Raw genomic sequence first — 15418 nt, 5'->3', positions numbered from 1 at the left:
CGGGCATTTACTTTCCGGATAAATCAGAACTCTGAAGGAATTTTTGATCAGTATGACAAAAGGTCTGGACCTGAGTCGTGGCCAGGGTGAGAATCCGAACATCAACCAAAGATCATGGAGCTGCCTGGGCCCTTCCTGGCTCCACGCGGACCCCTGCTCGACATGCGAGGTCCGATGCGGGTATTAAGTGGGCTGGTCATGGCAGCGGTAGTGCTCGCCACCTCGGCGACAACGTCCGGCGGGGCCGAACCGTCAGCGTCATCGGCCGCGAGCGCGGGCCCCGCGGCGGCACGGCCGTCTGCCGGGACGGGACCCGAGGAGGTCGCGCTGGCCGTGGCCAGGCGCACGGGCCGGCCGGTCGAGGTCGAGTCGATGCGCAGCGAGACGCGCCAGGTCTTCGCGCAGCCCGGCGGCACCCTCACCATGGAACAGCATGTACGCCCGGTCCGCGTGCGCCAGGCCGGCCGCTGGGTGCCGGTGGACACCACGCTCCGCCTGCGCCCCGACGGCGCGGTCGAGCCCGTCGCCACGGCGGCCGGCCTGACGTTCTCCGGCGGCGGCGGAGCCCCGCTGGCCCGCCTGTCGCGCGGCGGCAAGTCCCTGGAGATCGGCTGGCCGGGCACGCTGCCCAAGCCCACCCTGAACGGTGACACCGCCACCTACCCCGAGGTCATGCCCAGCGTGGACCTCCAGGTCACCGCGGACGTGGACGGCTTCTCCCACGTCCTGGTGGTCAAGTCGCGAGTCGCCGGGGCCAAGCTGACCGAACTGGCGTACCCGCTGTCCGTCAGCGGCCTGTCGCTGAAGTCGGACCAGGCGGGCAATCTGGAGGCCGTCGACGCGAACGGCGGCACCATCTTCATCGCGCCCGCCCCCATGATGTGGGACTCCGAGGGGATCACGAGTCCGCAGGCGCTCAAGGAAGGCCGCTCCCCGGAGGTCAGGCAGTCCATGATGGGCGTGACGCTGGCGGGCAGGCAGATGCGGCTCCGGCCGGACAAGAAGATGATGGCGGACCCGAAGACCCGCTACCCCGTCTATCTGGACCCGTACTTCTCCGCCGCGCGCGGTGCGTGGACGTCGGTCTGGCGCAACTGGCCCAGCTCCAACTACCTCAACGCCAGCGACGTCGCCAGGGTCGGGAAGATCAGTAGTTCGCAGACCAACCGCTCGTTCTTCCAGATGAACACCGGTTCGGCCATCCACGGCAAGCAGATCATCAAGGGGACGCTGCGCACGTACGAGACGTGGTCGTACTCGTGCGGCGCCCGTGGGGTTGAAGCCTGGGCGACCAACACGATCAGCAAGAGCACCACCTGGAACAACCAGCCCACGTGGGTCAGGAAGCTGTCCACGGTGAACGTGGCCAAGGGCTGGGGCTCGGCCTGCCTGCCCGGCGGCGTCGAGTTCGACGTCACCTCGCAGGTCGTGGACGCCGCGGCCAAGAAGTGGGCCAACATCACCGTCGGCATCCGCGCCACCAGCGAGAGCGACGTGTACGCCTGGAAGAAGTTCAAGAACAACCCGAGCCTGGTCATCGAGTACAACTCCCTGCCCGCCGACCCGGTGGCCGCCGACGCGTGGTCGGACCCGGGCGGCCCCTGCGTCTCCGGCGACGGGCGGCCGGTCATCAGCACCGCCACGCCCAAGCTGTGGGCCAAGCTCAAGGACGTCGACAACTCGGTCAGGGGCCGGTTCGAGTGGTACCGGGCCGACGGGGTGAAGTCGGGCGAGTACCTCACCGCGGTGGGATCGACGGGCATCGCCTACTCCGCGACCATCCCGCTGAGCGTGTTCGCCGACGGCTCGCTGATCCGCTGGCGGGTGCGCGCGGAGGACGGCCAGGCCAACAGCGCGTGGAGCCCCTGGTGCGAGGCGACCGTGGACGCGACCGCCCCCGGCAGGGAGCCGGAGGTGTCCTCACCCGAGTACGCGGAGAACGCCTGGAGCGACGGCGTGGGCCTGGCGGGTTCGTTCGCGTTCGCCCCCAACGGGGTCACCGACGTCGTCACCTACCTCTACGGGCTGGACACCGCGCCCAAGGCGGAGGCCGCCTCCGGCACTGACGGCACGGCCGTGATCCGGCTCAGCCCGCGCCACGACGGCCCTAACGTGCTATCGGTGCGCAGCAGGGACCGCGCGGGGCAGATGGGCCCGATCCGCACGTACGTCTTCAACGTCAACGCGGGAAGCGTCGCGAAGGGCCACTGGGCGATGGACGACGGCCAGGGCACGGTGGCCGCCGACGCGGCCGGTGCCCACCCGGCGACGTTGTACGGTGCCACGTGGACGAGCGGCAGGACCGGTACGGCGCTGCGCCTGGCCAACGCCTACGCGCAGACCTCCGGCCCGGTGGTGGACACGTCGAAGAACTTCACCGTCACCGCCTGGGCCCGCCTGACCAGCACGAACGCCACCGCCACGGTCGTCACCCAGGAAGGCGCCAGGACCGGGGCCTTCTCCCTGCAATACTCCAAGACACACGACCGCTGGGCGCTGATGCGCACCGGCACCGACGCGGACGCCGCGACCTCCGTGGGCGCCCTGTCCGTGGCGGCACCGCGGCTGAACGAGTGGACCCACCTGACCGGCGTCTACGACTCGGCGGCGGGCCAGCTGTCGCTGTACGTCAACGGCCGCCTCGAGTCGTCGGTCGCCTGCACCCAGCCGTGGAACGCCACCGGACCCCTGACGATCGGCCGCGGAAAGGTCAACGGCGTCCCGGCGGAGGCCTGGCCCGGCGACATCGACGAGGTCCGCGCCTACGGCCGGGCCATGTTCGCCGACGAGGTCGCCGACCTGGTCAACAGCGCCGCCACGCTGGTCGGGCACTGGAGGCTGGATGAGGAGTCCGGCCTGTCGGCCGCCGACTCCTCGGGCCGGGCGACGGCCGCGACGCTGACCGGCGCCGCCTCGTGGACGGACGGCTGGCTGGACGGCGCGCTCGCGCTCGACGGGGTCACCGGCGCCGCCCAGACGGCCACGTCCGCCGTGAACACCAGGACGGGGTTCACCGTCGCCGCCTGGACCCAGCTCGACTACCTGCCCACCCGCGACACCGCCGCCGTGGCCCAGCCGGGGACCCGCGCCGCCGGGTTCCAGCTCGGCTACGACAAGGAACAGGGACGGTGGGCCCTGGGCATGGCCGCCGCCGACACCGACACCGCCGCCCTCGTACGCACCCGCTCCGACGCCGTTCCGGTTCCGCTGGAATGGACGCACCTGGCAGGCGTGTACGACCCACTGGCCGGAGAGCTCCGCGTCTACGTCAACGGCCGCCTGTCCACCACCACCGTCACCGGCCACCTGAGCACCTGGAACGCCACCGGCCCGCTGCAAGTGGGCCGCACCAAGACCGCGGGAGTCCTCACCGGCTACTGGCCGGGAACCGTGGACGACGTCCGCACGTACGACGGCGTGCTCAGCGCCGAACAGATCGCTCAACTAGCCGCACAGTAAGTCCCCGTCCAGCACCCCCTGGAGAAGGTTCATGGACCTGCCGAGTGAGTTAGAGCTGCCCGAATCCCGATGGAACGGCCTTCAACCAACACCCCGAGCGCCGGATCGCCCAGATTCCTCCTGGAATCGGTTCGAGGGAACCAAGCCCGAATCGCACTGGCCACGCAGGCTCGCGCCGATGATCGCGATCATCATGGCGATCCCCCTCACGTACGCCCTGCCCGCCTACGCGGCTCCTCGCTCGGCTCCGTCCGTGCAGAAGGAGGCGCCGGTCAAGGGCGGGAAGGTTCCCGTCCAGCCGCCGCTGGAGAATCCGGCCGCCAAACAGGCGTGGAAGGCACCGCCCGGCGTCACCTGGCCCAAACCCCAGAAGGCGGAGCTGGGCGGCTCCGCCACCACCCTGGCGGCTGGCTTCCCCGTGAAGCTGGCGGCGGGGACGGCGAAGGCGGCGCAGACCTCGGACCCGGTCAGCGTCGAGCTGCTCAGCACCGACCTGCTCGGCCTGGCCATGCGGGTCAAGCCGGGCCAGGGGGTGGCGACCGCGGCGGCCAAGACCTCCAAGTCCCGTCTGGAGATCGACTACTCCGGCTTCCGGTACGCCTACGGCGGCGACTACGGAACCCGCCTGCGCGTGGTCAAGCTGGAGGAGTGTGCGCTCACCGGCGCGGCCGGCTGCCCCGCGCCGCAGCCGGTCAAGAGCGAGAACAACGCGAAGAACGGCACGGTGACCGCCGAGGTCGAGACGGACGGCCTGTACGCGCTCACCGCGGCCGCGTCCGGCCCGTCGGGCGATCACGCCGCCACGTCTCTGGCGGCTTCGGCCAAGTGGAGTGTGGGCCCTCAGTCCGGTGACTTCACCTGGGGCTACGAGCTCCGCACGCCTCCCGCGCTGGGCGGTGAGGAGCCTGGCGTGTCGCTGGGCTACTCCTCGCAGAGCGTGGACGGGCGCACCGCCTCCACCAACAACCAGCCGTCCTGGGCCGGTGAGGGCTTCGAGCTGAACCCCAGCGGCTACGTCGAGCGCCGCTACAAGTCCTGCATGATCGACGGCAAGAAGACCGGCGACCTGTGCTGGGACCAGGACAACGCCACTCTTTCCCTGGGTGACTCGGCCGTCGAGCTGATCAAGGACGCCACGAGCAAGCAGTGGCGGCCCAAGCGTGACGACGGCACCCGCATCGAATACCTCACCGGCGCCTCGAACGGCGACAACAACGGCGAGTACTGGCGCGTCACCACCGCCGACGGCACGCAGTTCACCTTCGGCCTGAACCGCCTGCCCGGCTGGGTCAGCGGCAAGCCGGAGACCAAGTCGGTGCAGACCGTGCCGGTGTTCGGCAACAACAGCGGCGAGCCCTGCTACTCCACCACCCCGGCCAACGCCTGGTGCCAGCAGGCCTACCGGTGGAACCTCGACTACGAGGTGGACACCCACGGCAACGCCACCACGTACTGGTACGAGCGCGAGACGAACTACTACGGCCGCAACATGAAGCCCGAGCTGGGCACCCCGTACGTGCGCGGCGGCTACCTCACTCGCATCGACTACGGCTATCTGAAGAACGAGCTGTTCACCAAGTCGCCGGCCTCCCGGGTCGTGTTCGACGTGGCCGAGCGCTGCCTGCCAGGCGGGACCATCACCTGCGCCGCCGACCAGCTCAAGAAGGAGACCGCCGCCTCCTGGCCCGACGTCCCCTTCGACCAGATCTGTGACTCCGGCGTGAAGTGCGTCGATCGCCTGTCCCCGACGTTCTTCACCCGCAAGCGCCTGACCAAGGTCACCACCCAGATCCTCAACACCGACACCGCCAAGTGCGCCGCGGCGCAGTACTGCGCGGTGGACTCCTGGGCGCTGACGCACCAGTTCCCCGCCTCGGGCGACGGCATGAGCCCGGCGCTGTGGCTGGCCTCGATCCAGCAGACCGGTCACGTGGGCGGCACGCTCTCACTGCCCCCGATCACGTTCACCGGCATCCAGCTGGCCAACCGGGTCGACGCCCTGGAGGGCCGCGCGCCGCTGGTCAAGTGGCGCGTCCAGGCGGTCAACAACGAGTCCGGCGGCGAGCTGCGGGTCAATTACTCGCCGGCCGACTGCAAGCCAGGCGACGTGCCGGCGCCCGACAAGAACACCAGGCGTTGCTTCCCGCAGCGCTGGGCCCCGCCGAACGAGGCCGAGGTCACCGACTGGTTCCACAAGTACCTGGTCACTCAGATGATCGAGGTCGACCGGGTCGCGGGCTCGCCGAACGTGGTCACCGACTACGAGTATCTCGACGGCGCCGGCTGGCGCTATGCCGAGAACATCCTGGTCAAGCCCGAGCACCGCACGTGGTCGGACTACCGCGGCTACGGCCGGGTACGCGTCCGCGAGGGCGACGGCCAGGACACCAAGCGCACGCTCACGGAGTTCCGGTACTTCAGCGGCATGCACGGCGACAAGCAGGCCGACGGCTCCAAGCGCGTCGCGCAGGTCACCGACACCGAGGGCGTCAAGCTGGACGACCTGGACCAGCTGGCCGGGTTCGAGCGGGAGGAGATCCTCTTCAACGGCGACGGCGGGGCGATCCTGACCGCGACCGCCGAGGAGCCGTGGTCGGTCAAGACCGCCGAGTCCACGCAGGGCGGCGTCACCAAGGCCGCGCACGTGGTCCAGCCCAAGTCCATGGTCACCCGCACCGCCCTGGCCGGCGGCACGTGGCGGCGTACCGGCGAGGACCGCTCGTACGACGCCAAGGGCCTGCTCCTGCAGGTCGACGAGAAGGGCGATCTGGCCAGCGCCGGCGATGACCGGTGCACCCGCTTGTCCTACGCCCGTAACGACACGGCGTGGATGCTCGACTACCCCAGCAGGATCCAGAAGGTCGCCGCCGGTTGCGGCACCGCCGTCTCCACGCTGGCCACCGGTGAAGTGATCTCCGACGAGAAGGCCCAGTACGACGGCCAGGCATATGGCTTGGCGCCGACCAAGGGCGACGTGACCACCGTCCAGGAGCTCGTCGCGGCGGACGGCTCGACGATCATCGGCAGCATCCGCACCTACGACGCCTACGGCCGTGAGCTCAGCGAGACGGACCCGGTCGGCACCAAGTCCGTCACCACCTACAGCCCGGCCGCGGGCGCCCCGGCGACGGAGACCACGGAGACCAACCAGCTCGGCCACGTCGAGCGCACCCTGCTCGAACCGGCCTGGGGCGAGCCCGTCGCCGAGATCGACGCGAACAACCGCCGTGTCGACCTCGAGTACGACCCGCTCGGCCGCCTGATCAAGGTCTGGCAGCCCGACCGCAGCAAGGCGGCCGCACAGTCGCCCAGCACCGAGTACGCCTACACGGTGCGCACCGACGGTCCCAGCATCGTGACCACCAAGACGCTGCGCGCCGACGGCGGCTACACCGCCAGCCACGAGCTGCACGACGGCCTGATGCGCGAGCGCCAGACCCAGGAGCCGGCGCCCCCGGACGATCAGGCGACCGATCCCGCGCTGCGTGACGGCCGGACGATCACCGACACCTTCTACAACTCGCAAGGCGAGCAGTTCAAGTCCAACACCGGCTACTTCGCCACCGGCACGCCGGCCACCAGCCTGCTCGCGGTGGCCGACACCGACGTGCCCAACCAGGTCGTGTCGCTCTTCGACGGCACAGGTGAGGTCAACGCCGAGATCCTCAAGGCGAAGGGCGTGGAGAAGTACCGGGTGTCCGCCACGCAGGACGGCGACCGGACCCACGTGACGCCGCCGCCGGGCGGCACGACGACCACCCGCATCGGCGACGCCGAGGACCGGCTCATCGAGCTGCGCCAGTACAAGGGGACCACCCCGACAGGCGAGTACGACTCCACGAAATACACCTACGATCAAGCCGACCGGTTATCCACGGTGACCGACCCGGCGGGCAACGTGTGGCGCCACCACTACGACCTGCGCGGCCGGGAGATCAAGACCGAGGACCCCGACAAGGGCGTCACCACGACGACGTACAACGACGCCGACGAGATCGTCACCACCACCGACGCGCGTGGCAAGACGCTGTGGTACGGCTACGACGCCCTGGGCCGCAAGACGCAGATGCGCGAGGGTTCTGCGACCGGCACGCTGCTGGCCGAGTGGAAGTACGACGCGCTGGCCAAGGGAGAGCTGAACGCCAGCATCCGCTACGTGGGCGGGCAGGCGTACAAGGCGGAGATCAACGCGATCGACTCCGACTATCGCGCCCTGCGCCAGACCGTCACCGTTCCCGAGCGAGAGGGCAAGCTGGCAGGCTCGTACGTGCTCAACACCCGCTACACGCTCGATGACCAGGTCCAGTCGGTCAGCTTCCCGGCCGCCGGCGGGCTGGCGGACGAGTCGGTCGTCTACAGCTACGACGCGCTCGGCCAGCCGACCAAGGTCGCCGGGCTGTCGGCGTACGTGACCGCGACCCGCTACTCCAAGATGGGCGAGACCCTCCAGCACGAGCTGGGCGAGGGGACCAAGAAGACCTGGCTCACCTACACCCACGACGAGGCCACTCGCAGGCTGACCAGCATGCGGCTGGACCGGGCGGGCGCCGCGGCCAGCGACCTCGACCTCAACTACACCTACGACGCGTCCGGCAACATCACCAAGATCGCCGAGAAGGCCGGCGGCCAGGACACCCAGTGCTTCACCCATGACCATCTGCGCCGCCTGACCTCGGCGTGGACGGCCACGGACGACTGCGCGAGCGGCTCGCCGCAGGCCGGCGTGATCGGCGGCGTGGCCCCGTACGCGGTCAGCTACGACTACGATGTCACCGGCAACCGGACCAAGGAGACCAAGCACGCCTGGGGCGGCGCGGCGGAGACCGTACGCACCTCCACCTACCCGGCGGCGGGCGGCAAGCAGCCGCACGCGCTGCAGACCGTCGGGCCGGACCTGTTCGCCTACGACGAGGCGGGCAACACCACCAGGCGCAAGGTCGGCACCTCCGACCAGGCCCTGATCTGGGACGCCGAAGGCAACCTGGAGTCGGTCACCGAGGCGGGCAAGACCACGTCGTTCGTCTACGACGGCGACGGCGACCGGCTCATCCGCAAGACCCCGGCCGACGCCACGCTCTACATCGACGATATGGAGCTGCGCTTCGACTATGCCAAGGATGTCGTCGAGCAGACCCGCTACTACACCATCGGTGGCGAGCCGATCGCGGTACGCACTCCGGACAACCAGGTGTATTTCCTGGCCAACGACCACCAGGGCACGGCGCAGGCCGCGGTGAACGCCTCCTCGGGAGACCTGGCGGTCAGGAGGATGACGCCGTTCGGCGAGGACCGTGGGGCGCCACCGTCATGGTGGCCGGGGCAACGCGGGTTCGTCGGAGGAACCAAGGACGAGACCACCGGGCTCGTCCACCTCGGCGCCCGCGAGTACGACGCCAAGAACGGCCGCTTCGTCTCGGTCGACCCGATCATCGACGAGGAGGACCCGCAGCAGCTCAACGCCTACGCCTACGCCAACAACAGCCCCGTCACCATGAGCGACCCCGACGGGCAGTTCATCTGGTTCGCGGCCATCATCGCGGCCAGGATCGCCGCGCAGATCATCGCCAGAAGACTGGCCATAGCCGCCGCCAGACGGGCGGCGCTCGCCGCGGCCAGGCGTGCGGCCATCGCGGCGGCCAAGCGGAGGGCCGCGGAACTGGCCAAGCGGAAGGCCGCCGAGCTCGCGAAGAAGAAGGCCGCGGAACTGGCCAAGAAGAAGGCCGCGGAACTCGCGAAGAAGAAGGCCGCCGAACTGGCCAAGAAGAAGGCCGCAGAGGAGGCGAAGAAGGCCGCCGCCGCGGCGGCCAGGCGAAGAGCGGCAGAGGCGGCGCGCCGAGCCGCGGCGGCCAGGCGACGAGCCCAGGCTGCGGCAAGGGCGGTGACCAGGCGCGCCGGCAGGCCCCGTACCAACGTCAGGCAACGGCCCGCCAACCGTCCGACCAGTCACAGAGCAGCCCAACGGCAATCGCCGCCCAGGGCGCAGCGCTCACCGGCGAGCCAGCAGCGGTCGCAGCCCGCGAGAGTCGCCAGGCAGGGCTTTGTCCAGCGGGCCGCGATCCGATACCCCCGTGTGAACAAGGGATTCGAAGTTGGACTTCAATATCAGGACAAGTACTCCTCACACATCGGCACCGGTGTAGGGCAGCTGCCGAAGGTCGGCGACTACAACGACGTGGGGCGGGGCGCGGCGTTCGTCGCCGGTTTCATCCGAGGCTTCTTCAAGCGGCCACCGGAGTGATGCGGCCCGGGCCGCGATCGCCAGGCGCCCCTGGGGCGAGCATCGCGGCCCCCTGATCGTTCAGTCGGTCCAGCGGAACGCGGGAGATGCCGGGCGTCCACCGGTTGACTGAGCTCGGTGGACACCCGCTACGGCGGGTGTCCACCGAGCGGTCACGCTGCTGGTCAAGTCTGGCCCAGGAGGTAGAAGTTCAGGGCGGTCTTGCCGCGCCGTCCCAAAACGGTCGTTATCCGCCGTCCATCACGTGGATTCCCGGAGGAAACACCCTAGGTTCACCTACCGAGCCAAGGACGCCCACGACCAGGCGCAGCAGCGGGTAGCCGAACTCCAGATGCTCGCCATTGCGTTTGGGGTAGCGCCGGGCCATCGCGGCGGTGTCGGGCACGTGCAGGCTGGTGCCGTCGATGGCTACCGTGCGAAAGCCGCGCCAGCGTGCTCCCGGCGTGTCGCGCCAGGCCACCGGCCGGCCAGCTCGAGGGTGCATCCGGCCCCTTCGCCGTCGCGGTCAGCGCTGACCAGCGCCTTGCCGGCGGTCTCGGCTTCCTCGCGGTCGGCGTAACCGCCCTGGCGGATGCGCTGCCGCTGCCCGTCCAGGCTGCGTAGCTGCACCGCGAAATACCAGCTGCCGTGCTCGTCATCCACCGACAGGCGCGAACACTGCGTCCCTCGCTGACGTCCGGTTTCGGGATCGACACAACCGCATCTCCTGCTGACCTGCACATGAGCCATTGCCATCTGCGCCACCTCCACATCCCACCGTCAACGACGGCAGGAGCAGGCGCGAGAGCTTCTCAAGCTCAGCATTCAGCCTTGTCTTGTCGGATCCGTGTCGTCGCGTCCTTGGATGGCTACCGCTAGGAAAAAGATATCCCCAGCATTAGGGATACAGGCGCTATCGGTCTCGCGCCCCGAGGCTGGCCTGATCGGCGGCGGTACGGCCGGCCGCCCAGCCCTCCCGGTCCCAGGACGTGCGGACCGCGTGCGAGACCAGGTTCGGGAACATGCGCTCGACCGCCTGCTCCACCTCCTGTTCGCGGGCCGCCAGCACCGGCACCAGGTCGGTGCGCCGACTGGCGCTCTCCTGCGAGACCGCACCCGCCGTGGCCTCGGTGAGCCGCTCCCCGATCCTGGAGGCGAACGCCGATAGGAACGACTGGCGGAACGTCTTGTTCCTCGATCGGCCGGTGCCGTGCTTCTTGGTGCCCGTGTTCACCAGCGCGGTCTGCGCCTGCACCAGCAGCGAGGTGAACAGCATCTCCACCCAGGACAGGTCCGGCCAGAACCCCAGCACGGTGGCGAACCCCAGCTCCTTCGACCAGATCACCCGGCACCTGTTGGCCTCGGCGATGAGGTCGAGCAGCACGGCCTTGGGCTGCTCGTACGGCGCGTCGATGCCGACCCGGATGCCCGCCGGGGCCGCGCCTCCGCCTGGCTGCGCGTCCAGCATCGCCGCGTCGATGCTGTACTTCGCCATCAAGCTCTGCGCCGCCGACGTGAACGTCTCCGCCTCCGCCTCGTACGGCGTTGACTCCGCCTTGGCAAGCAGCGCCCGCACCCGCGCGAGCGTCTTCTCGCTGACCGCGTGCGAGCGTGCCTGGACCGTACAGCGAGCGGCCCCGGGCCGCGGGCTCAACGACTCCAGCCGCGGCAGCCCGGTCAGCAACCCCAGCAGTTCCAGCACACCGGAGACGGTCACCAGCCGGCTGGCCCGGTCGCGTGCCTGCCGCGCCGCCAGGTAGCCGCCCTTCCACCACACCGCGGCCTCCAGGCCGGCGAGTTGGTCGCGCCAGCGCTCATCCACCGTGGCCGGCGCGTAGGCCCGCATCTCCCAGGCGATGAGGTCAGCCGCCGCCCGCCCGTGCCAGTCGGTCAGCCGCCTGGCCGCGATCCTGACCACGTCGGCGGGCTGCCAGCCGTTCCGCCACAACCCCGAGATCGCACGGGTCACAACCTCCACCAGCACGCGATCGGCGTCGTCCCGGTCGGCCAGGAAGGCGGCGGCGGAGTCGAAGGCCGCCTGATCCTCGCGGGCAAGCGCCTCCATCGCCGCGCCGATCAGCTCATTAGCCTTACACACACGTGCCGTCCACCTTAAAGAAAGTCCGCCCGAACTCTACCGTGACGGAGCCTCGTCCCCTGCTCACCGGCGCGGCGGAAGGCGGCGAGGTCCTGACCGACCCCGGCTGACCCTGGGTACTGGGTACTAAATCGATGAGCAGATCCTCGGGACCCTGAATTGGTCCTCGATTCGCCTACAAAATCGGCCCTTATACTCTGTACCAATCCTGCCAGGCTGAGTGGCATGACGACGCAAGCGACCCGCTTCGAGGGCCGGCTCCTCACGCCCGGCGACGATGGCTACGAGAGCGCCCGTACTGTCTGGAACGCCATGGTCGACCGGCGTCCACGCATGATCGTCCGCGCGGCGGGCGTCGCCGACGTGGTCGCCGCCGTGCGGATGGCCCGCGGACTGGGCCTGGAGATCGGCGTGCGCTGCGGCGGCCACAACGTCGCCGGCTTCGCCGTGCCGGACGGTGGTCTCATGATCGACCTGACGCCCATGGGCGGCGTGCGGATCGACCCGGCCCGGCGCCGGGCCCGGGTGCAGGGCGGCGCGCTGCTCGGCGCGCTGGACCGGGCGTCCCAGGCGTACGGCCTGGCCACTACCGCCGGCAACGTCTCGCACACCGGCGTTGGCGGGCTCACGCTCGGCGGCGGCATGGGCTGGCTGGCCCGCCAGTACGGCCTGGCCTGCGACAACGTCGTCTCCTACACGATGGTCACCGCCGAGGGGGACGTGGTGACCGCGAGCCGCACCGAGAACCCCGACCTGTTCTGGGGCCTGCGCGGCGGTGGCGGCAACTTCGGCATCGTCACCGAGTTCGAGTTCCAGTTGCATCGCACCGGCACGCGGACGCTGGTCGCCGAGTTCGACTTCCGCGCCGAGGACGCCGTGCCGGTCATCGAGGGCTGGCGCGACCTGAACGCCGTCGCGCCCCGGCAGGCGACGTTCACCGCCAGCGTCGGCAGCGGCCCCGCCGGCCCGATCGCCACGCTGGGGTTCGTGTGGGTCGGCGACCCGGCCGAGGGCCGCCGGCTGCTCCCCGCGATGCGGGCGCTCGGGCGTCCGCTCGCGTCGCGCGTCACCGCGCCGTCGTACCTCGAACTTCAGCAACGCGACGACTCCACCGGCGGCCACGCCTACCGCCGCTACTCCAAGGGGCTCTACTTGCGGCGGTTTCCCACTGCGGCGATCGAGGCGTTCCTGCTGCGCGGCGGCACCGACCTGAGTGGGAGCCGGTACTTGCCGGGCGTCGGCCTGCAGGCGCACGGCGGCGCGATCGCCGATGTGCCGGACGCCGACGCGGCGTTCAGCCACCGCGGCACGATGTTCGAGTTCGGGGCCGGCTCCCGCTGGACCGACCCAGCCGAGGACGACGCCAGGATGGGTGCCGCCCGTGCCGCCGGTGCGTCGCTCGAACCGTACGCGAGCGGGGTGTACGTCAACTCGTTGACGGCCGACGAGCTGGCCGATGGGCAGCGCGGCGTGCGGCGTGCGTATTCGGCCGCGAAGCTGGCCCGGCTGACCGCGGTGAAGACCGTGTACGACCCGGCCAACGTGTTCCACCTGAACCAGAACATCCGCCCGGCACGCTGATGGGCATGTCCTGCTGCCGCACCGGGACATGGACCCGCGTGTGTGGAGATCAGGGCCCCCGTACCTCTCGGATGGCTGTCGCCAGCAGCGCGACCCCCTCGGCGATGGCGCTCTCGCCGAGGATGGCGTAGCCGAAGATCAGGCCACCCGGCCCGGGGCCGGCGATCCGGTACGGGCCGACGCCGTGGATGCCGAGCCCGTGCCGGGCGGCGGCTGCCACCACCGCCGCCTCGTCGAGGTCGGGCGGGAGCCAGGCGACCACGTGCTGCCCGGCGGCGACCCCGGCCGGTTCCAGATCGGGCAGGTGGGTGCGCAGGCCGTCCAGCAGCGCGTCGCGGCGGCGGCGGTACACCGGCCGCATCCGGCGCAGGTGGCGGTCGAACTCGCCGCGGGCGAGGAAGTCGGCGAACGTCAACTGGTCGATGACCGGCGAGCCGCGGTCGGCGAGCACCTTCGCCGCGGCGACGTCGGCGACCAGGTGGGGCGGCACTATGAGCCAGCCGAGCCGCAACCCCGGCGCGAGCGTCTTGCTGGCCGTGCCGCAGTAGACGACGTGATCGGGCGCCAGACCCTGCATGGCCCCCACCGGCGACCGGTCGTAGCGGTACTCCGCGTCGTAGTCGTCCTCGACCACGATCGCGCCGCGGCGCTTGGCCCAGCGGATCACCTCGGCCCTCGCCGCGGCCGGCAGCACTGCGCCGGTGGGCCACTGGTGCGACGGCGTGAGCACGACCGCATCGGCGTCGGCCCGGTCGAGGGCATCGACCTGAACGCCGTCCGGACCCACCGGGATGCCGACCACGTCCAGACCGGCGCCGCCGGCCAGCACCCGGGCGTCGTCGTCGGGCGACGGGTCTTCCAGGGCGATCCGCCTGGCGCCGTGCCGGGCGAGCACCTGGATCAGCAGCGAGATGCCCTGCCCATAGCCGTTGCAGATCACCACGTTGCCGGGGACGGACGACGTGCCGCGCACCCGGTTGAGGTAGTCGCACAGGGCCCGGTGCAACTCCGGCACGCCGCGCCCGTCGAGGTAGGCGAACCGGTCGTTGGGCGTGGTGGTGAGCACGGTACGAACCGAGCGCAGCCAGGCGGCCCGCGGGAACTGCGACACGTCGGTGCGCCCGTACCCGAAGTCGACCCGGAAGTCGGCTCTGCGCGCGGCCGGCTGCGCCATCGAGGCCGCCGAGCCCGCGCCGTCGGCAGCGGTGGCGGCTGGCGGCATCGGCGCGGCGACCTGGGTGTAACCGCCCGACCGGCTGACGAGGTAGCCCTCGGCCACGAGCTGCTGGTAGGCCTCCACCACCACCCCGCGGGAAACCCCGAGACCGGCCGCGAGGGTGCGGGTGGGCGGCAGCGACGCGCCTGATCGCAGCCGACCGGCCCGGATGCTTGCGCGGATGGACGCCTCGATCTGCCGGTGCAGCGGCACCCCGGCGTCGCGATTCAGCTCGATGAGCAGATCCTCGGCCGGCCCTGAATTGGTCCTCAATCGCCCCACAGGATCGGACCTTACCGGCGTGTACCAATTCCTGCCAGGCTGAGTGACCTGCCGGGTTCCTCGGTGGCGAACCATCCAGATGAGGTCCTGGCCGGAGGCACGGGGATTAGGTGGAGCCATCTCTCTTCGACAAGTCACAAACCGCAAGCAGATCTCAGGAGGCGACGCATGAACGACACCGAGCCGCAGACCACAGGCGGGAAGGTGCACTGGCACTTCACGATGTCCCTGGACGGCTTCGTGGCCGGGCCGAACCACACCATGGACTGGATGACCGGGATGTCAGCCCGTCCGGGCCTGGAAGACGAGTACATCAAGACCACCGGCGCCGTGCTGGGAGGTCGAGACGGCTGGGACGTCGACAATGACTGCACCCACCCGGCAATCCTCGGCTTCGGCAGGCCGCTGTTCGACGACTACGACGTGCCGATCGAGCTTGACCTGCTCGAGCAGCGATCGTTCGAGCAGGGCGTCACGATGCATCGCTACGCCATCCGGGATGCAAAGGAGGCGAGCTCGTGCTGAGGCAGGTCGCGGAGGGTGTGCTGGTCCACGAGAGCGAGTT

At 70.2% G+C, this 15418-nt stretch carries 8 protein-coding genes; 4 read left to right on the top strand and 4 right to left on the bottom strand.

The features are described from left to right. Nucleotides 1-198: 198 nt before the first annotated feature. Nucleotides 199-3459, top strand: a complete 3261-nt coding sequence (locus ACFLIM_RS44915) for a LamG-like jellyroll fold domain-containing protein (RefSeq protein ID WP_393176009.1) — start codon at nt 199-201, stop codon at nt 3457-3459. Nucleotides 3460-3637: 178 nt separating this feature from the next. Then, nucleotides 3638-9697, top strand: a complete 6060-nt coding sequence (locus ACFLIM_RS44910) for an RHS repeat domain-containing protein (RefSeq protein ID WP_393176007.1) — start codon at nt 3638-3640, stop codon at nt 9695-9697. 226 nt (nt 9698-9923) lie between these two features. Here the strand turns inward: ACFLIM_RS44910 and ACFLIM_RS44905 are convergent, their stop codons facing one another. The 3 genes from ACFLIM_RS44905 to ACFLIM_RS44895 all read right to left on the bottom strand — a co-directional run bounded on the left by ACFLIM_RS44905 (nt 9924) and on the right by ACFLIM_RS44895 (nt 11774). After that, nucleotides 9924-10082 (bottom strand): hypothetical protein, encoded by a 159-nt coding sequence (locus tag ACFLIM_RS44905; protein WP_393176005.1) that lies wholly within the window; start codon nt 10080-10082, stop codon nt 9924-9926. Between the two features lie 23 nt (nt 10083-10105). Further along, a complete protein-coding gene (locus tag ACFLIM_RS44900; protein WP_393176003.1) occupies nt 10106-10447 on the bottom strand; it encodes a hypothetical protein in 342 nt (113 codons plus the stop codon). Between the two features lie 142 nt (nt 10448-10589). Then, nucleotides 10590-11774, bottom strand: coding sequence for a DUF2786 domain-containing protein (locus tag ACFLIM_RS44895; RefSeq protein ID WP_393176001.1), 1185 nt, complete (start codon nt 11772-11774; stop codon nt 10590-10592). Nucleotides 11775-11999: 225 nt separating this feature from the next. Between ACFLIM_RS44895 and ACFLIM_RS44890 the strand changes: the two genes are divergently transcribed. Next, nucleotides 12000-13355: an FAD-binding oxidoreductase gene (locus tag ACFLIM_RS44890; RefSeq protein ID WP_393175999.1), complete on the top strand. Its 1356-nt coding sequence runs from the start codon at nt 12000-12002 to the stop codon at nt 13353-13355. 49 nt (nt 13356-13404) lie between these two features. On the opposite strand, the gene pdxR is transcribed toward ACFLIM_RS44890, so the two are convergent. Next, a complete protein-coding gene (gene pdxR / locus ACFLIM_RS44885; RefSeq protein ID WP_393175997.1) occupies nt 13405-14844 on the bottom strand; it encodes a MocR-like pyridoxine biosynthesis transcription factor PdxR in 1440 nt (479 codons plus the stop codon). A 177-nt stretch (nt 14845-15021) separates the two neighbouring features. Here pdxR and ACFLIM_RS44880 point away from each other — a divergent pair, with 177 nt between their 5' ends. Beyond that, nucleotides 15022-15378 carry a hypothetical protein gene (locus ACFLIM_RS44880; protein ID WP_393175995.1) on the top strand — a complete coding sequence of 119 codons (357 nt, stop codon included), beginning with the start codon at nt 15022-15024 and terminating at the stop codon, nt 15376-15378. Nucleotides 15379-15418 lie beyond the last annotated feature (40 nt).

Origin of the sequence: Nonomuraea marmarensis (genome assembly GCF_043197025.1) — a bacterium.
Lineage (GTDB): Bacteria > Actinomycetota > Actinomycetes > Streptosporangiales > Streptosporangiaceae > Nonomuraea > Nonomuraea marmarensis.
Note: the sequence above shows the minus strand (reverse complement) of the source record. Positions and strands in the feature narration are given on the sequence as shown.